Origin of the sequence: Actinomadura luzonensis, from assembly GCF_022664455.2 — a bacterium.
In the GTDB taxonomy this organism is placed as follows: Bacteria; Actinomycetota; Actinomycetes; order Streptosporangiales; family Streptosporangiaceae; genus Nonomuraea; species Nonomuraea luzonensis.
Map to the genome: position 1 here is coordinate 4,290,944 of NZ_JAKRKC020000001.1, position 19,214 is coordinate 4,310,157.

General features: G+C 76.5%; 7 protein-coding genes. All 7 read right to left on the reverse strand.

The genetic code is table 11. The annotated features are described in order from the left end of the window. Positions 1 to 189 precede the first annotated feature (189 nt). The 7 genes from MF672_RS20750 to MF672_RS20780 are packed head-to-tail and all read right to left on the reverse strand — an operon-like array spanning position 190 to position 19,170. Complete coding sequence (locus MF672_RS20750) at positions 190 to 978, reverse strand: thioesterase II family protein (protein WP_242375677.1); 789 nt, start codon at positions 976 to 978, stop codon at positions 190 to 192. Continuing rightward, positions 975 to 2,054: an HAD-IIIC family phosphatase gene (locus MF672_RS20755; RefSeq protein WP_242375678.1), complete on the reverse strand. Its 1,080-nt coding sequence runs from the start codon at positions 2,052 to 2,054 to the stop codon at positions 975 to 977. The genes MF672_RS20750 and MF672_RS20755 overlap by 4 nt, the downstream gene beginning before the upstream one ends. Then, positions 2,051 to 3,193, reverse strand: coding sequence for an acyl-CoA dehydrogenase family protein (locus tag MF672_RS20760; protein ID WP_242375679.1), 1,143 nt, complete (start codon positions 3,191 to 3,193; stop codon positions 2,051 to 2,053). Before MF672_RS20760 ends, MF672_RS20755 begins: the two co-directional genes overlap by 4 nt. Then, positions 3,190 to 3,444, reverse strand: coding sequence for an acyl carrier protein (locus MF672_RS20765; RefSeq protein WP_242375680.1), 255 nt, complete (start codon positions 3,442 to 3,444; stop codon positions 3,190 to 3,192). Before MF672_RS20765 ends, MF672_RS20760 begins: the two co-directional genes overlap by 4 nt. A 42-nt stretch (positions 3,445 to 3,486) precedes the next feature. After that, complete coding sequence (locus MF672_RS20770) at positions 3,487 to 4,338, reverse strand: 3-hydroxyacyl-CoA dehydrogenase family protein (RefSeq protein ID WP_242375681.1); 852 nt, start codon at positions 4,336 to 4,338, stop codon at positions 3,487 to 3,489. 22 nt (positions 4,339 to 4,360) lie between these two features. Further along, on the reverse strand, positions 4,361 to 14,023 hold the full coding sequence (locus MF672_RS20775) for a type I polyketide synthase (protein ID WP_247815342.1): 9,663 nt from the start codon (positions 14,021 to 14,023) through the stop codon (positions 4,361 to 4,363). Between the two features lie 8 nt (positions 14,024 to 14,031). Continuing rightward, positions 14,032 to 19,170 carry a type I polyketide synthase gene (locus MF672_RS20780; RefSeq protein WP_247815343.1) on the reverse strand — a complete coding sequence of 1,713 codons (5,139 nt, stop codon included), beginning with the start codon at positions 19,168 to 19,170 and terminating at the stop codon, positions 14,032 to 14,034. Positions 19,171 to 19,214: the final 44 nt, after the last annotated feature.

Genomic DNA, 19,214 nt, shown 5'->3' on the forward strand with positions numbered 1-19,214 from the left:
CAGACCGCGCAGGCGCAGGCAGCGGGCGCGAGGTGACGGGCGCACGAGCGGGGGCCGGGGTGGGCGTCGGGGTTGGGGAGGGCGTCGGGGCCGGGCCGGGAGCCGGGGTGGGGGTGAGGGTTGGTGGGGTGGGGGTGGGGGGACCCGCGGGGACCGCCGCCGGGCGGGGCGGCGGGGCCGCGGGTCCGGTCATGCCCACGGCCGCAGCGCCTCCGCGACGATCCCCTGGGTCCGCGCGGCCTGCTCGAAGACGGCGAAGTGCCCGCCCTCGAACGGGTGCAGGTCGAACGGCCCGGTGGTGAGCGCCCGCCATCCGGCCACCTTGGCGAACGCCACCCGCGGGTCGGCGTTGCTGGGCAGCGCCGTGACCGGCACCTCCAGCGGCGGCTCCGCCTCGTACTCGTAGGTCTCCTTCACGGTGAAGTCGGCCTGCACCGCCGGCAGGATCATGGCGAGGGCCTCCTGGTCGGCGAGCAGCCACTCGGGGGTGCCGCCGAGCGTGCGCAGCAGCTCGACGACCTGTTCCCTGCCCATCTGCCCGACCGGCGGCCCGTCCTCGTAGGTGAGGTGGGGCGCGTCGGAGCCGGAGACGAACAGGTGGACGGGCTGCGGCCCGCCGCGCCGCCGGATCTCGCGGACCAGCTCGAACGCCACGATCGCGCCGAGGCTGTGCCCGTACAGGGCGTAGCGGCGGCCGGCGGCGGCCGTCTCGACGTCGGTGAGGACGGCGTCGGCCAGGTCGGACACCAGCGGCGCCATCCGCCGGTAGGGCGGCTCCCGGTGCCGGGACTCCCGGCCGGGCGGCTGGACCGGCTGGACGGCCACGCCGGGCACCTTGCCCTGCCAGGCGCGGAAGGCCGAGGCCGCGCCCCCGGCGTGCGGCAGGCAGTACAGCGGCAGCGCGCCGGGCTCGGCCCCGGTGAGGGCGCGGAACGGCAGCCACCGCGCCAGCACGTCGTCGCCGGTGAGCACGCTCATGTCCCGATCTCCAGCCGCACGTAGGGCGGCGGCGGCTGCACCGCCTCCAGGTCCGCCTCCAGCACCACGGCGGCGCCGTCCCGCTGGATCTCGCGGAAGCCGGCGAAGGCGTAGGTGATCTGCATCATCCGGTTGCGCCCGGTCTCGACGAAGTCGGCGCGCAGCGCGACGCCCTCGGCGGCGGCCAGGCGCAGCAGGTGGTTGAGCAGCACCATGCCGACGCCGCGCGACATGACCCGGCACGACATCAGCATCATGCGCAGCCACCAGGCGTCCGGCCCCTTCTCCACCAGGGCCAGCCCGATCTTGCCGTAGCTGCCGAACCGGTCGGTGAGCGAGGCGACCAGCAGCAGGTGGTCGGGCGACTCCCGGAGGGCGTCCAGCTCGTCGTAGGAGTAGGTGCGGCCGGTGGAGTTGAGCTGGTTGGTGCGGACGGTCAGCTCCTCGGCCCGCTGCAGGTCCTCCCGGCGGGCGGGCGCGATGGTGAACTCCATCTCCAGCCCGGCCAGGAACTCCTCGTTGGTGCCGACGAACGTGCCCTCCAGCTCGTCACGGGCGAGCTGCCCCCGGTACATCTCGCGCCGCCGCGCCGACTCGTCGGTGACGAAGCGCGGCCGGAACTCCGGCCTGGCCAGCGCCTCCTCCAGCTCCAGCACGTCGACGCAGATGACCTCGGGCAGCTCGTGCGCCACCTCGGCGCGTTCGAACTCCTGGTCGTCGACGAAGGCGAAGGCGTCCACGCCGAGGTTGAGGGCCTTGGCGATGGCCTTGATGGAGTCGGACTTGGCGTTCCAGTTGATCTGCGGGTAGAGGAACATCTCGGTGAGGCCGAGCGCGGCCAGGCGTTCCATGGCGGCCTCGCGGTCGTTCTTGCTCGCGATGGAGTGCAGCACGCCCATGCGGTCGAGCTCGTGGATGCGCTCGACCACCTCGGGGCGTACCCGCACCTCGCCGTCCTCCAGCAGCACCCCGTCCCACAGGGTGTTGTCGAGGTCCCAGACGACGCACTTGACGCGGCCCCGCCTGGGCTTCTCGGGCAGGACGAGGGCGCCGGGCCGTTCGGTGGTCACGCTCATGAGGTCGTCTCCCGTTCCGCCTGGCCGGCGATGGTGATCCGCTGGATCTCGTTGCTGCCCTCGATGATCTCCATGACCTTGGCGTCCCGGTACAGCCGGGCGACCGGGTAGTCCGGGCTGCACCCGTTCGCGCCGTGGATCTGCACGGCCTCGGCGGCGTGCCGGACCGCGGCCGTGGAGGCGAAGTACTTCGCGATCCAGGTGGCCATGAGGGTGCCCGACTCGCCGGCGTCCTTGAGCCGGCCGGCCTCGGCCAGCAGCAGCCGCGCGGCCCGCGCGTCGGTCACCATGTCGGACAGCTTGGCCTGGATGAGCGGCAGCTCGGCGAGGGCCTTGCCGCCGACGCGGCGCTCGGCGGCGTACGCGGCCGACGCCTCCAGGCACGCCTGCACGATGCCGACCGAGCCGGCCGCCACGCTGTAGCGGCCGAGGTCGAGGGTGCCGGTGAGCACCATGCCGGCGGTGAAGCCGCTCGGGCCGAGCAGCGCGTCGGGGCCGAGCGCGACGTCCCTGAAGGAGATCTCGGCCAGCATGGACGCCCGGGTGCCCAGCATGTCGTCGATCGGCCGCACCTCGACGCCGGGCGCCTCACGCGGCACGAGGAACGCGCCGATGCTGGTGGCGGTGCGGGCGAACACCAGGAACAGGTCCGCCCGCTGGCCTCCCGTGGTCCACTTCTTGACCCCGTTGAGCACCCAGCCGTCGCCGCGCGCGGCTGCGGTCGTGGTGATGCCCGCGGTGTCGCTGCCCGCGCCCGGCTCCGACAGGCAGAACGCGCCGAGCGCGTCGCCGGCGGCGAGGGCGGGGGCCCAGCGCTCGCGCTGCGCCGGGGTGCCCCACCGCTGCACGGTCCAGGCCACCATGGTGTGCACGGTCAGCAGGCTGCGCAGCGAGGAGCAGCCGCGGCCCACCTCCTCGTGCACCTCGCCGAGCGTGACCAGGTCCATCCCGGCCCCGCCCGACTCCGGGGGCAGGAACGGCGCCCAGAGGCCCGCCGCGGCGACCTGCCGCAGCAGGTCCTCGGGGACCCGGCCGCTCCTGTCGTAGTCGTCGGCGTACGGCACGACGTGGGTGTCGACGAACGCCCGGGCCGAGCGCCGGTCGACGACCCGGGGCGGCGCCGTGGCGATGAGCGTCACGCGACGGCCAGCGTCGGCGAGAGCCTGGCCACCAGCTCGGCCATGGCGTTGGCGGTGCGGAAGTTGTCGATCTTCAGCTCCTCGTTGGGGATGGTGACGCCGAACGTCTTCTCCACGAACATCACCAGCTCCATCGCGAACAGCGAGTTGACGAAGCCGAGCGCAAAGATGTCCTGCGTCTCGTCGATCTCCGCCTGCGGGTACCGGCCGCGGACGAAGTCGAGGATCTGCTCCTTGGCGGTGTTCGACATGTGCGATGACTCCTTCTGTGCGTTCAGTTGGCTGGTGTGCGTTCAGTTGGCGGTGCTGTAGGTGTAGAAGCCGCGGCCCGACTTGCGGCCGTGCAGGCCCGCGTCCGTCATCTGCTTGAGCAGCGGGCAGGGGCGGTACTTGCTGTCGGCGTAGTGCTCGTAGAGCACCTCGACGCTGTAGAGGATCGTGTCGACGCCGATGAGGTCGGCCGTCTCCAGCGGGCCCATGGGGTGGCCGAAGCAGCTGCGGAAGACCTCGTCGACCGACTCGGCGTCGGCGACGCCCTCGTGCACGAGGTAGGCGGCCTCGTTGACGGTGAGCATGAGGACGCGGTTGGAGATGAAGCCGCAGGAGTCCTTGACGTCCACCGACTTCTTGCCCATCGCGGTCAGCAGGTCGCGGGTGCGCTGGACGGTGCCCGGCGAGGTGTGGAAGCCGGGGATCAGCTCCACGGCGGGCTTGGCGGGCACCGGGTTCATGAAGTGCACGCCGATCACCTTGTCGGGGCGGCCGGTGACGGCGGCGACCTTGGTGATGGGGATGGCGGAGGTGTTGACGACGAAGACGGTGTCGGGGCCGCAGGCGGCGTCCAGCGCCTGGTAGACCTCCCGCTTGACGTCCCAGTTCTCCGTCACGTTCTCGATGATGAGGTCGCACTTGGCGGCGCCGCCGACGCCGACCGAGGTGGTGATCCTGGCCAGCACCTCGTCCGGGTCGAGGGCGGGGCCGCCCATGAGCCGGCTCATCCGCGCGTTGCGGGCGATGGTGCCCAGCGCGTCGGCGAGGATCTGCTCGTCCTTGTCGACCAGCACCACGTCGTGGCCGGTCGAGGCGAGGTTCTGCGCGACGCCGACGCCCATCACGCCGGCGCCGATGACTCCGATCACGGTCATGTCCGCTCCGTTCACTCGTTCGCTATCGGGTCGTTTCCTGGGGGTGCCGTCCGCGTCGGCGGGCGGCGGAGGCTTCGAGGCCGCTGCGGCGCAGCTGGGCGCGCACCTGGCTGCCGCCGTCGGCGCCGGCCAGGGCGGGCGCGGAGCCCTCCCGCAGCGCCTCGACGGTCCGGCTGAGCGCGGCCACGGTCGGGGCCTCGTAGAGGATGTGCGGGGGCAGCTCGTCCAGGTCGAACGCGTTCCGCACGGCGGCGACGATCGCGACGCCGAGCAGGGAGTTGCCGCCGAGCTCGAAGAAGTTGTCGAGCGCGCCGACCCGGTCGAGCCGCAGCGACTCGCGCCAGATCGCCGCGATGGCCTCCTCCTCGGGGCCGGCCGGCTCCTGGTAGGCGGTGACCAGCTCGGGCCTGGGGTGCGACTCGCCGGCCGCGCCGCCGGCGGGCGCGGTGACGGCCTCCAGGGTGAACCTGGCGCTGCCGCGGACGAGGGTGGCGAAGTCCTGGGTGGAGACCACGACGCGCGGCTCGCCGGCGGCGAGGGCGCGGCGCAGGGCGCGCCAGCCGTCGGGGAAGCCGATGCCGATCCTGGAGCGGTTCTGCTTGAAGAACGCGCGCAGCGCCTCGTCGTAGCCGTCGAGGCCGGCCTCCCAGGCGTTCCACGTCCACTCGCCCCAGTCCACGGCGACGACGCGGCGGCCGGTGGCGGCGAGCTTGGCGGCGTAGGTGTCGAGGAAGGCGTTGGCGGCGCAGTAGTCGACCTGGCCGGGGCCGCCGCCGGTGGCGGAGGTGATGGAGGAGAACAGGACGAGGAAGTCCAGCTCGATCTCGCCGGGCTCGCCGAGGCGCAGCGCCTCGGCCAGGGCGAGCGTGCCGGCCACCTTGGGGGCGAGGACCTGCTCCAGCTCCTCGGGCCGTTTGAACTGCATGAGCCCCATGCCGGGGACGCCGGCCGCGTGCAGCACGCCGTGCAGCGCGCCGAAGCGCTCCAGCGCGGTCCCGACCGCGCGGCGCACGTCGTCGGGGTCGGCCGCGTCGCCGGTGACGATCTCCACCTGGGCGCCCAGCTCGACCAGCTCGGACACCTGGCGGACGCGCCGCCGGGTCGTCTCGTCGCCGTCGCCGGCGAGGACGGCGGGCCACTCCTCGCGGGGCGGCAGGCCGTTCCTGGCCAGCAGGACCAGCCGGGCGCGGTGCTCGCGGGCCAGCCGGCCGGCCAGCCCGAGCGCGACGCCGCCGAGGCCGCCGGTGATCAGGTAGACGCCGTCCTCGCGGAACGGGTCCGGCTCGGCGGGCCCGGGGTCGAGGCTCTCGTAGCCGGGCAGCCAGCGGCGGCCGCGGCGCAGCGCCACGACCCGGTCGGCGCGGGGGCGGGACAGCTCGGCGGCCAGCGCGGCCAGGTCGGCGTCCGCCGGGCCGGCGGGCAGGTCGATCAGGCGGGTGGCGACCTTGGGGTACTCCAGCGGGATCACCAGGCAGGGGCCGGTCAGCGTGGCCAGCTCGGGGTGGACGGCGTCGCCGCCGGTCACCTCCTGGGTGCCGGAGACGGCGACGTCGAGCGTCCACTCGGTGACGCCCGCCTCGCCCGCGGCCCTGGCCAGCGCGACGAGGGTGTGCAGGCCGAGCGCGGTGGCGTCCGGCGACGGCTCCAGCGTCCACAGGTGCAGCGCCCTGGTGAGGGGGTGGCCGGCGGCGCGCAGGTCGCGCAGCAGGGCGCGCAGGTCGGCGGCGTCGCCGGGCCGGACGGTGTAGCCGTCGGGCCCGGCCCGGTAGGCCTCGCCCGGCCGGACCGCGACGACCCGGGCGCCGGTGGCGCGCAGCCGGTCGGCGGCGGCGTCGGCGCGGCCGTCGCGGGTGAGGACCAGCCACGGGGCGCCGTCGTCCGGGGCGGGCGCGGGCGGGGCGCTCTGCCGCCACACCGGCAGGTGCAGCCAGCGGTCCTCGGGCAGCTTGGGCAGGCTGGTGATCGCCTCGAACAGGTCGTCGGGCTCGGCCGCGACCACCTGGCCCGGCCTGGGCGGCTCCAGCCAGTGGCGCTCCCGCTGGAAGGGGTAGGTGGGCAGCGGGACGCGGCCGGGCAGCGCGGCCGGGTCGGCGCCCGCGGTCCTGCCGTGGTAGGCGTCCCAGTCGAGGGTGACGCCGCACAGCCACAGCCGGGCCAGGCAGTCGGCGAGCACCTGGTCGCCGGGGCGGGGGTCGCTCGCGGCGGGCAGCGTCGCGGTGATCAGCGGCCAGCGCTCGGGCGGGCAGCCCGCGCCGCGCGCGAGCGCGCCGAGCGACTGGCCGGGGCCGATCTCCACCAGGGCGAGGCCGGGGTCGGCGAGCAGGCGGTCCACGCCGTCGGCGAAGCGGACCGTGCCGCACATGTGGCGGGCCCAGTAGCCGGGGTCGCAGACGAGCCCGGCGTCGGCGAGGCCGCCGGTCACGTTCGACACGTACGGCAGGGCGGGCGGGTTGAGCCGGACGTTGGCCTCGACCCAGCTCGTCAGCTCGGCGGCCAGGGGCTCCAGCATGCGGGAGTGGAAGGCGTGCGTGGTCTCCAGCGGGCGGCAGGGGACGCCGGCCGCGCGCAGGTCACCGGCGAGGCCGGTGACGGCGTCGGGCGGGCCGGCCACGACGGTGACCTGGGGGCCGTTGAGCGCCGCCACGTCCAGGCCGCGCGCGTCCAGCTTGAAGCGGCGGCGCAGCGCGTCGGCGGGCAGCGACACGGCCAGCATCGCGCCCGGCGGCAGCTCGGCGATGAGCCGGGCCCGGTGGGTGACCAGGGCCAGGGCGTCCTTCAGCGACAGGACGCCGGCCAGGGTGGCGGCGACGTACTCGCCGAGGCTGTAGCCGAGCATGAGGGCCGGGCGCAGGCCCCAGGAGATGAGGGTGCGGGCCAGGGCGTACTCGACGGCGAACAGGGCGGGCTGGACGACCTCGGTGCGGCCCAGCTCGGCCGCCCGCCCGCCGCTCCCGGCCGCGCCGCTCCCGGCCTCGTCCCTGCCGCCGGGTCCTTCGCGGCCGAGCAGGGCGGCGAGGGACGCGCCGCCGCCGTCGCGCTCCCCGGCGAGCAGGTCGGCCAGGCCGGGGACGGACTCGGCGAGCAGGCCGAGGCATTCGTCCAGCGCGGCGCGGAAGGCGGGCTCGTGGCGGTACAGGTCGGCGGCCAGCCCCGGGTACTGCTCGCCGACGCCGGCGAACAGGAAGGCGACCTGGCGGCCCTGGGCGGTGTCCACCCGGCTCATCGCCCCCGCCTCGCCGGTGAGCGCCTCGGCCGCCGCGGCGGTGCTCGCGGCGACGACGGCGCGGCGGTGCTCGAAGACCTTGCGCCCGGCCTGCAGCGTGTACGCCACGTCCGCGAGCCGCAGGCCGGGCGTGCCGGCCAGGTGCCGGCCGAGCCGGTCGCGGGCCTGGTCGGCGGCGGCCGCGCCGCGGGCGGAGACGGGCAGGACGTGGTACCGGTGCTCGGCCGGGCTCCCCGCCGGGCGGCCGGGCGGCTGCTCGACCACCATGTGGACGTTGGTGCCGCCCATGCCGAGCGAGTTGAGCCCGGCGATGCGGGGCCGCGCGTCACGGGTGCGCCACGGCGACAGCTCGGTGTTGACGTAGAACGGGCTGTCGTCGAAGTCGATCTCCGGGTTCGGGCGGGTGTAGTGCAGGCTCGCCGGGATGACGCCCTCGCGCAGCGCCAGCGACGTCTTGATCAGGCCGCTGGCCCCGGCCGCCCGGTCGAGGTGGCCGACGTTGGTCTTGACCGAGCCGATCGGGCAGTAGCCCTTGGCGGTCGTGGGGCCGAAGGCCCGGGTCAGGGCCGCCACCTCGATGGGGTCGCCCAGCTCGGTCGCGGTGCCGTGCGCCTCGACGTAGCTGATGTCGTCGCCGGTGACGCCCGCGTCGGCCATCGCGTCGGCGATCACCCGGGCCTGGCCGACGACGCTGGGCGCGGTGTAGCCGACCTTGAGCGCGCCGTCGTTGTTCATGGCCGAGCCGCGGATCACGGCCCAGATGTGGTCGCCGTCGCGCAGCGCGTCGGGCAGCCGCTTGAGCAGCACCACGGCCGCGCCGTCGCCGAACATGCTGCCCCTCGCCTCGGCGTCGAACGTGCGCACGTGGCCGTCGGGCGACTCCTGCCCGCCCGGCCCGTACAGGTGGCCGACCCGGTCGGGCACCCGGATGGACACGCCGCCGGCCAGCGCCAGCTCGCACTCGCCGTTGCGCAGGCTCTGCACCGCCAGGTGCGCGGCGACGAGCGAGGTGGAGCAGAAGGTCTGCACGGCGACGCTCGGGCCGTGCAGGTCGAACAGGTACGACACGGTCGTGGGCAGGGCGTCCTTGTCGTTGCCCATGATGACCTCGAAGTCGCTGAACTCCTGCTTGCCGCCGCCGAGCAGGCGGGCCGTCTGGCGGAGCAGGTACGTGCTGATGTTCGCGCCGCCGAACACGCCGACCCGGCCGCGGTGCTCCGGCGCGGCGTACCCGGCCTGCTCCAGCGCCTCCCAGCACACCTCCAGGAAGGCCCGCTGCTGCGGGTCGGTGACGGCGGCCATGCGGGGGCTCATGCCGAAGAAGGCGGCGTCGAAGCCGGCCACGTCGTCCAGGACGGGGCGGGCGGGCACGTAGGCGGGGTCGCGGAGCTGGTCGGGGTCCACGCCGGCGGCCAGGAGCTCGTCCTCGGAGAAGAAGCTGATGGACTCGACGCCGTCGCGCAGGTTGCGCCAGAACGTCTCGACGTCGGGCGCGCCGGGGAACCGGCCGGCCATGCCGACGACGGCGATCCGCCGGTCGTCGGCGTCCGCGTGGCTCTCGGGGCTACCGGGGCTTCCGGCGCTCTCGGCGCTTTCGGGGTTTCCGGCGCTTTCGGGGCTACGCGGGGCGGGCTCGGTCACACGGGCGGGCGGGCGCGGGGCGGCGCGCTCGCCGAGGACGGCGGCCAAGGTGTGCACGGTCGGCGCCTCGAACAGCACCACCGTCGGCACCGCCACCCCGAACCGCTGCTTCACCAGCGCCAGCATCTGCAACGCCACCAGGGAGTTGCCGCCCAGGTCGAAGAAGTTGTCCCGGGTGCCGACCGGCTCGACGCCGAGCACCTCCGACCAGAGCTCGGCCAGGTCGCGTTCCGCCTGGGTGAGCGGCGCGGCGTACGGCTGGGGCAGCTCGGGGCGGGGAAACCGGTCGCGGGTCCCGGGCGCCTCGGCCGTCGCCCGCCGGGGCAGGCGGTCCTCCAGGCCGCCGGCGGCCACCACGACGTCCGGCCGGCCGGCGGACAGCAGCCGGTCGAAGGCCGCCAGCGCCTCCCCGGCGGACATGGCGTGCGCGGCCATGGCCGCGCCCAGCCCGCCGTCCAGCCGGTCGAGGGTGACCTGCCAGGTGTCCCAGCTCGCCGCCGTCCAGCCGGGGTTGCGGTGGGCGAGCGCGGTGAGCGCCGCGTTGGCCGCGGCGTAGCTGCCGAACGTGATGCCGCCGAGCAGCGCGGAGGTGGAGGAGAACAGCACGCAGAACGCGGGCCGCTGCCCCGTCTCCGCCAGGACCCGCTCCAGGACCAGGGCGCCGGTGACCTTGGCGGCGAAATGCCGGGCCACGGCGGGCCCGTCGAGGTCGCGGAGGGGGAGGAAGGTGCCGGGAGAGGTCTCGGCGGCGGCGTGCACGACGCCGTCCAGCCGCGGCTCCCCTTGCGACGGCTCCCCTTGCGACGGCCCCCCTTGTGACGGAGCGGGGCCGGGGGTCAGGGCCTCGGTGAGGGCCCGGCGCATGGCGGCGGGGTCGGTGACGTCCACGCGCGGGGTCAGGACCTCGGCCCCGGCCTCCCTCAGGCGATCGACGGCGCGGCGACGCGGGTGGTCCGGGTCGGCGGGCAGGCCGGCGCGGCTGGTCAGGACGAGGCGGCGGGCGCCCTGGCGTACCAGGTGCTCGGCCACGAGCAGGCCGACGTCGCCGAGACCGCCCGTGATCAGGTAGGTGCCGCCCTCGCGGACGGCGGGCGCGGGCGCGTCCGCCGGCTCGGCCGGGACGTGAGCGCGCACGAGCCGGGCCCCGTCGCGGTAGGCGACGAACGTGTCGTCGCCGGTGGAGCCGCCGGCCTCGGCGGCGAGGAGGTCCGCCACGTCCTGCGGGGTGTCGCCGGGGGCGAGGTCCACGGTGCGGCAGTCGAGGGTGAGGTACTCCTGGTTGGCCACCATCGGGAGGGTCGCGGCGGCGGCCTGGCCGGGCTCGGGGGCCTCGCCGTCCCGCACCGCCTGGCCGCCCCTGGTGACCAGGACGACGCGGGTGGCGTCCCCGCCCTCCTCGCCCCAGGCGTGCAGCAGGCGGGCGACGGGCAGCAGCGCGTCCCGCCCGTCGGGTGCGGGCTCCTCGGGGCGGTCGAGCAGGCGAAGGTCCAGGACGACGGCGGCCTCGCGCAGGCGGCGGGCCAGCGCGGCGTGGTCCGCCGCCGAGCCCGGGTCGATGACGACGCCGGTGGCCGTCTCGGCGAAGGCGGCTCCCGGCAGCACGGTCACGACCTCCCCGCCCGCGCCGCGCAGAGCCTCCACCACCGGCTCGGCGGTGGCGGCCTCCCCCGCGAGCACCACGCACGTCCCCGGGGACCCGGTGGTGACGGCAGGGAGCGGGGACGGGACCCAATGGGGGGTCATCAGCCGCACGTGCGGAGGCGCGACGGCGGACGCGCCGGCCGGCACGGCACCAGGCACGGCCGCTCGTGCGTAGGCGGAACCGGAGGCGGAAACGACCGGGTCCCCGGGCGCCGCGGACCCCGCCGCCGTCCCCCCGGCCGGCAAAACGGCCGCAGACCCCGCCACCCCTCCCGCCGGGGAGACGGCCGCGGACCCCGCCACCCCTCCTTCCGAGAAGGCGGTCGCGTCCCCAGGCGGGGAGACGGTCGCGCCCGCGGACGGGGCTGCGGCGTGGGAAGCGGGTGACGTCCCGGCGCGGGCGGGCTGGGGGCGGGCGGGGGCGTCGATCCAGTAGCGGGCGCGCTGGAACGGGTACGTGGGCAGGGCGACCTTGGCGACCGGCCGGTCCTGCCGGTAGCCGGACCAGTCGACCGGGACGCCGCAGAGCCACAGCCGCCCGGCCGCCTCGGCCAGCACCTCCCGCGCCCCCCGCGGGTCGTCGGCCCCGGGCAGGGTGGCGACGACGAGGGGCCAGCGGCCGGGCGGGCAGCCGCGGTGGCCGCGGGCCATGGCGCCGAGCGAGCGTCCTGGCCCGAGCTCCAGCAGCGCCGCCTCCTCGTCCAGCCTGAGCAGCGTGTCCAGGACGGCGTCGAAGCGCACCGGCGCGCACATGTGCTCGGCCCAGTACGCCGGGTCGGTGGCCTGCTCGGCGGTGATGAGCTGGCCGGTGACGTTCGACACGTACGGGATCGCGGGCGCGCGCAGGGTGACGTTCGCGGCGATCCAGGCGGTGAGCCGGTCCCTGGCGGGCTCCATCATGCGGGAGTGGAAGGCGTGCGTGGTGGCCAGCGGCCGGCACGGCACCGCCTCGGCCGCCAGCAGCTCGCGGGCGGCCCGCATGGCGGCGGGCTCGCCGGACAGGACGGTGAGGTCGGGGCCGCTGACCGCGCCCACGTCCACGCCGGTGATGCCGGCGCGGCGGAGCCGGTCGGTGAGGTCGGCGGCGGGCAGCGGGACGGCGCTCATCTCGCCGGCGGGCAGCTCGCCGATGAGGCGGGCGCGGTGGGCGACCAGGGCGAGGGCGTCCTCCGGCGTCAGCACGCCGGCGAGGGTGGCGGCGACGTACTCGCCGAGGCTGTAGCCGGCCAGCGCGGCGGGGCGGACGCCCCAGGACAGCACCAGCTCGGCCAGGGCGTACTCGACGGCGAACAGCGCGGGCTGCAGGATCTCGGTCGGGGTGGCGGCGTCGGGGGTGGCCGCGCGGCCGAGCAGCCGCCCGAGCGCGGTCCCGCCCCCGTCCCCGCCCCCGTCGCCGTCGCCGTCGCCGTTCCCGGGACGGGAGCGGGGGGCGAGCATCTCCGCGAGCGGGTCCGCGGCGCCGGTGTCCAGGTGGCGGCGGAGCGCGGCCCGGCAGCGGTCCAGGGCGTCGCGGAAGACCGGCTCGGCGTGGTACAGCTCCTCGGCCAGGCCCGGGTACTGCTCGCCGGTCCCGGCGATGAGGAAGGCCACGGGACGGTCGGCGCGGCTCTCGGCGCGGCTGAGCACGGCCGGGCCGCGCAGCGCGGCGGCGGCCTCGGCGGGGGTCGCGGCGACCAGCAGGCGGCGGTGCCCGAACACCTGGCGGCCGGTCTGCAGGGTGTGCGCCACGTCCGACAGCCGCTGCCCGGCGCCGTCGCCCGCCAGGTGCTCGGCGAGGCGGGCGGTCATCGCGTCGGCGGCCTCGGCCGTGCGGGCGGACCAGATGATCGGCTCGGGCCGGGCGGGCTCCTCGGTGCGCGGCACCAGCGGCGCCTCCTCCAGCACGACGTGCGCGTTGGTGCCGCCGATGCCGAACGCGCTCACCCCCGCCCGCCGGGTCCGGCCCGCCTCGCGCGGCCAGCTCCGCAGGCCGGTGACGACCTCCAGCCGGGCCTCGCCGGCGGCGAGCTGCGGGTTCGGCTCGGCCAGGTTGAGCGTGGGCGGGATCTCGTCGTGGCTGAGGGCGAGGGCGGCCTTGATGAGGTTGGTGACGCCGGCCGCCCGGTCGAGGTGGCCGACGTTGGTCTTGACCGAGCCGAGCAGCAGCGACTGGCCGCGGAAGACCTGCTGCAACGCGGCCAGCTCGGCGGCGTCGCCGAGCGCGGTGCCGGTGCCGTGCGCCTCGACGTAGTCGATGTCGGCGGGCGTCAGGTCGGCGCTGGCCAGCGCCTCGGCCATGACGGCGGCCTGCCCCTGGACGCCGGGCGCGGTGAAGCCGACCTTGCGCCCGGCGTCGTTGTTGACCGCCCAGCCGCGGATGACGGCGTAGATCTGGTCGCCGTCGGCGAGCGCGTCCTCCAGCCGGCGCAGCGCGACCACGCCGACGCCGCTGCCGAGCGGCGCGCCGAGGCCGCCCGCGTCGAAGGCGCGGCACTCCCCGTCGGGCGGCGCGATGCCGCCCTGCTGGTAGAGGTAGCCGACGCGGTGCGGCACGTTGACGGCGACGCCGCCGGCGAGCGCGAGGTCGCACTCGAACCCGGCGAGGCTGGTGGCGGCCGCGCACGCCGCGACGAGCGAGGTGGAGCAGTAGCTCTGCACGCCGTAGCTGGGGCCGGACAGGCCGAGGGCGTGCGCGACGCGGGTGGTGAGCGAGTCCTTGTCGTTGGCGAGGCCGAGCGCGAGGTCGCCCATGACGGCGGCGAGGCCGCCCGGCAGGAGGTTGTTCTGCAGGTACGAGCTGTGGGCGCAGCCGCCGAACACGCCGATCGCGCCGTCGAACCGCTTGGGGTCGCAGCCCGCGTCCTCCAGCGCCGCCCAGCTGTGCTCCAGGAACAGGCGGTGCTGCGGGTCGAGGATCTGCGCCTCCTTCGGGCCGAAGCCGAAGAAGGCGGCGTCGAACAGCTCCACGCCGTCGATGACGGGGGCGGCCTTGACGTACGCGGGGTCGGCCAGCACGTCCTCGGGCACCCCGGCGGCGCGCAGCTCGTCGTCGCCGAAGCGGGTGATCCCGGAGCGGCCCGCCCGGATGACCGACCAGAGCTCGGCGACGTCGGACGCCCCGGGGAAACGGCCGGACATCCCGACGATCGCGATGTCGCTGCCGGGGCTCTCGATGTCGTCGTTCACGTCTAGCGTCCTCATTTCCGGCCTCATTTGCGGTTGCTGGAACGGGCCCGGCGCCGCCGCTGCCCCCGTGCCGAACTGGTGGTGAGCGTCTCCTCCTGGTCCGCGCCGCCGTGCAGGGCCGCCGCGAACTCGGCGACGGTGGGGTGCTCGAACAGCAGCGCCGGCGGCACCGGCCGGCCGAGCTCCTTCTCCAGGGCGAGGACCATGGCCATGCCGAGCAGGGAGTTGCCGCCGAGGTCGAAGAACGGGTCGTGCACTCCGACCCGGTCGATGCCGAGGTAGGCGCCCCACAGCTCGGCGATCTCGGTCTCGGGCTCGGTGCGGGGGGCGGCGTAGTCGGTGCGGAGCTGCGGGCGGGGGAAGCGCTGCCCCTGCGGGACGACGGTGGCCGCGCCGACGAGGTCGTCCAGGTCGAGCATGGCCGACCAGGCGCGCAGGACGTCGCGCAGCGGCTGCCGGACGGCCAGGACGCTGCCGTGCCCGGCGGCGGCGAGGCGGTCCAGCAGGGCGCAGCCGGCGTCGTCGGGGAAGCCGTGGCGGGCGCGGTAGTCCGCGACCTTCCCGGCCAGGCCGCCGCCGGTCGCCTTCAGCCCTTCGGACTGCCACACGTCGTGCTGCCAGGGCCCCCAGGCGACGGACACGACCCGGGTGGCGGGGGCGGCGGCGGCCAGGGCCTGGCCGTAGGCGTCGAGGAGGGTGTTGGCGGCGCAGTAGTCGGCCTCGCCGACGCCGCCGTACGCGGTGACGGCCGAGGAGTAGAGCACCAGCAGCTCGGGACGCTCGCCGGGCGGGGTCGCGGGGCCGGTCAGCTCGGCGAGGGGGCCCATGGCGAGCACCTTCGGCGCGAGGACGCGGCGGGCCTCCGCCGGGGTGCGGCGGCGCAGCATCCCGCCGGCGGGGAGGCCGGCGGCGTGGATGACGCCGGTGAGTGCGCCGAAGTGCTCGCGGGCACGGCGCAGGGCCGCGCGCAACTCGCCGGGGACGCCGGTGTCGGCGGCGAGCAGCAGCACCTCGACCCCGGCCGCCTCCAGCTCGGCCACGTCACGCAGGGTCCGCGCGGCGGACGTCAGGCCCTCGCCCGCGGGGGCCTCCGCGACGGCGGGCGGGATGGCGGGCGGGATGGCGGGCGGGATGGCGGGCGGGGCAGCGGGCGGGGCGGCCTCCGCGACGGCGGCCGGAATGGCGGCCGGCGTGCGGTCGGCCGGGGCGGTCGGGCGGGTGATGGGGGTGCGGGCGAGGAGGGCGAGGCGGCGGACGCCGGCGCGGGCCAGGTGCTTGGCGAGGGCCATGCCGAGGCCGCGGGTGCCGCCGGTGATGAGGTAGGCGCCGTCCGCCCGCCAGACGGGGGCCGGGGGCGGCGGGACGGCGGCCTCGGCCCAGGTGCGGGCCCAGCGGCGGCCGCGGCGCCAGCCGGTCAGCGGGTCGGGGGCCTCGGGGGTGGCGGCGTCCTCCTGCGGCGGGGTCGTCAGCTCCAGGGCGAGCTGGGCGGCGGCGGACGTGGCGGCGCAGCCGGTCTCGGCGTCCAGGTCGACGCCGCTCCAGGTGAGGGCGGCGTACTCGTGGCGGGCGGCGCGGCCGAGGCCGTGCGCCAGCGACTGGTGCGGGGCGGGGACGTCGCCGCCGAGGATCTCGCTCGCGCCCCGGCTCACGGTCAGCAGCCGGGCGGGACGGTCGCCGAGGGCCTGGAGGGCGAGCATGAGGCTGTCGAAGCCGAGCCCGATGGCCTCCCGCAGCTCGTCGTCGCCGGGCAGCGCGGCGGTGGTGGCGAGGCTCCACAGGTGGACGACGTGCACCGGGCCGGGCGGGAGGCCGGCGAACGCCTCCGCGTAGTGGGCGGGCACGGCCGGGTCGACGGTCAGCCGGCGGCCGTCGCGGCGCGGCTCGGGCGTCGTCCCGGCGACCACCTCGACGACGGGGGTGCCGGAGGCGGCGGCCAGGTCGGCGAGCGCCGCCCCGATCCCCTCGGGGTCGGCGAGGACGACCAGGGGGCCGGGCAGGGTCAGGGCGGCGGGGAGCACGGCGGGGCACGCGGCGTCACGCCGCCAGACCGGCACGAAGGCGAAGTCGGCGGCCTGGGCGTCCCTCGGCCCTGCACCGCCCATCCCGGCGGCGCTCATCTCAGCGGCGGCGCTCAGTCCAGCGGCGGTCCCCCCGGTGGCGTTCGCCCCGGTGGTGCTCGGTCCGGCGGCGTCCGACCCGGTGGTGTTCGGTCCGGCGGCGTCCGACCCGGCGGTGCTCACGTCGGGGGTGTTCGGCCCGGCGGCGGGCGGCTCGAGGGTGCTCGTACCGTTCGCGGAGCGCCCAGCGGCGGCGGGCAGGGGGTCGGGCCAGAAGCGGGTGCGCTGGAACGGGTACGTGGGGAGGCTCAGGACGCGGCCCCCGGCCGGACGGGTGCGCTCCCAGGCGACGCCGGCGCCCAGCTCCCACAGCGCGGCGCAGGCGGCCAGCACGTCGGCGCGGGCGTCGCGCGGCCCGGGCCCGGCCGTCCAGTACGGCGGCAGCGTCCCGAGCACGGCGGCGGGCTCGCCGCCCGCCAGGTTCTGCCGCACCAGCCCGCCGAGGGTCTGCCCCGGCCCCAGCTCGACGAAGGCGGTCACGTCCTGGTCCAGGCAGTGCCGGACGCCGTCGGCGAAGCGGACCGTGCTGACGAGCTGGTCGGCCCAGTACGAGGTGCCGGTGGCCTGCTCGGCGGTGAGCGGCCGGCCGGTGAGGTTGGCGACGACCGTGACGGCCGGCGGGTCGCGCCGGACCGTCTCCAGCACCGCGACCAGCTTCTCCCTGGCCGGCTGCAGCAGCGACGAGTGGAAGGCGTGCGCGGAGCGCAGGGGACGGCAGGCGACGCCGTCGGACGTCAGCAGCGCGGTCGCGGCCTCGATCTCGGCGGGCAGGCCGGACAGGACGGTCATGGCCGGACCGTTCAGCGCGGCGACGTCCACCTCGACGCCGGCCGCGGCGAGGGCGGCCCGGACGCGGTCGCCGGGGGCCGCCGCGGCGACCATGCGGCCGGCGGGGACGGCGGCGATGAGGTGGGCGCGCTCGATGACGACGTGCAGCGCGTCCTCCAGGCTGAAGACGCCGGCCAGGCAGGCGGCGACGTACTCGCCGAGGCTGTAGCCGATGAGCAGGTCGGGGGTGAGGCCCCAGTGGCGGAGGAGGCGGGCCAGGGCGTACTCGGCGGCGAAGAGGAAGGGGTGGGCCACGGCGGCGTGGCTGAGCGGGTCGTCGGCGGGGGCCGCCGGGGCGTCGCCGCGTCCCAGGAGGGCGGCGAGGTCGCCGTGGGGAGCGGCGGCGGTGGCGGCGAAGTGCCGGCGGAGGTCGACGCCGGTGCGGGCGCGTACCAGGTCGGCGCACTGGTCGACGGCTTCGGCGTAGACGGGCTCGCGGGCGTACAGGTCGCTGCCGAGGCCCGCGTACTGGTCGCCGACGCCGGGGAGGAGGAAGGCGACGCGGGGGGCGCCCTTGACGCGGTGGCCGCCGCCGTCCTCGGCGAGGGCGCGCAGCCGGCGGACGGCCTCGCCGGGGTCGGCGCAGAGGAGGGCGCGGCGGTGGTCGAGCTGGGCGCGGCCGGTCTGGAGGGTGTGGGCGAGGTCGGCGAGGGGGGTGCCGGGGTGCTCGGTCAGCCAGCCGGCCAGGCGTCCGGCCTGCTCGCGGAGCGCGTCGGGAGCCGCCGCCGACACCGGCAGCACGTACGGCCCCTCGGGGGTGGCGGCACCGGTGGTGCTCGTGGCGGTGCTCGTGGTGGTGGTGCTTCGGGTGGTGGTCGCGGCCTCGGCGGCGGCGAGGGCGGCGGGGGCGGACTGGAGGACGAGGTGCGCGTTGGTGCCGGACAGGCCGAAGGAGCTGACGCCGGCGAGCGTCACGTCCCCCAGCGGCGCCGCCGCCGTGACGGGCAGGACGGTCCCGTCCTCCGGGATGGCGGCGGCCGGGGTGGACAGGTTGAGGCTGGGCGGGATGAGCCCGTTCTCCAGCATGAGGATGGTCTTGATGACGCCGGCCACCCCGGCGGCGGCCTGGGTGTGGCCGATGTTGGTCTTGACCGCGCCCACCCGCAGCGGCCGCCCGGCCGGGCGCCGCCCGAAGACGTCGTGCAGGGCCGACAGCTCGATCGCGTCCCCGAGGTGGGTGCCGGAGCCGTGCGCCTCGACGTAGCCGATCTCGTCGGGCGAGACGCGGGCCGCCGCGAGCGCGCGGGTGATGACGTCGGCCTGGGCGCGCCTGCTGGGGGCGGTGAGGCCGTTGCTGCGGCCGTCCTGGTTGACGGCGGAGCCGCGCAGCACGGCGCGGACGCGGCGGCCGTTGGCGAGCGCCTTGGACAGCGGCTCCAGCACGAGCAGGCCGCCGCCCTCCCCCATGACGTAGCCGTCGGCCTGCTCGTCGAAGGTCTTGCACCGCCCGTCGGCGCACATCATGAGCCCGGCGCAGGCCTGCTGGAAGGTGGTGGGGTGCAGGGTGAGGGACGCGCCGCCGGCGAGGGCGAGGTCGCACTCGCCGCGCCGCAGGCTCTCGACGGCGAGGTGGACGGCGATCAGGGACGAGGAGCAGGCGGTGTCCACGGTGACGGTGGGGCCGACCAGGTCGAGCTGGTAGGCGATGCGGCCGGCCGCCACGCTGGGGATGGAGCCCTGCCCGAGGTAGGGGTCGGAGGCGGCCTCGCCGCCCTGGCGTTCGAGCTGGATGCGGCCGTACTGGAGGGTGTCCATGAAGCCGACCAGCACGCCGGTGCGGCTGCCCGCCATCCGGGTGGGCGACAGGCCGGCGTTCTCCAGGGCCTCCCAGGCGAGCTCCAGCAGGAGCCGCTGGTGCGGGTCCATGCGCAGCGCCTCGCGGGGCGACAGGCCGAAGAAGGCGGCGTCCCAGCCGGCGACGTCGTCGAGGAACGCGCCGTAGCGGGTGTACATGCCGCCGGGGACGCCGGGCCGGGGGTCGTAGTAGGCGTCGATGTCCCAGCGCGCGGCGGGCACCTCGCGTACGGCGCTGCCGCCGCGCCGCAGCAGGTCCCAGAAGCCCTCGACCGACTCGCCGCCGGGGTAGCGGCAGGCGATGCCGACGACGGCGACGGGCTCGTGGCGGCGTTCCTCCACGTCGGCGAGCCGCTGGCGGGTCTGAGCCAGTTCGACGGTCACGCGCTTGAGGTAGGAGCGGAGCTTTTCCTCGGTCCCCATCGGGAAGCCTTTCCGGTCGCGGTCGTGGGCGCTGTGGTGGGGCG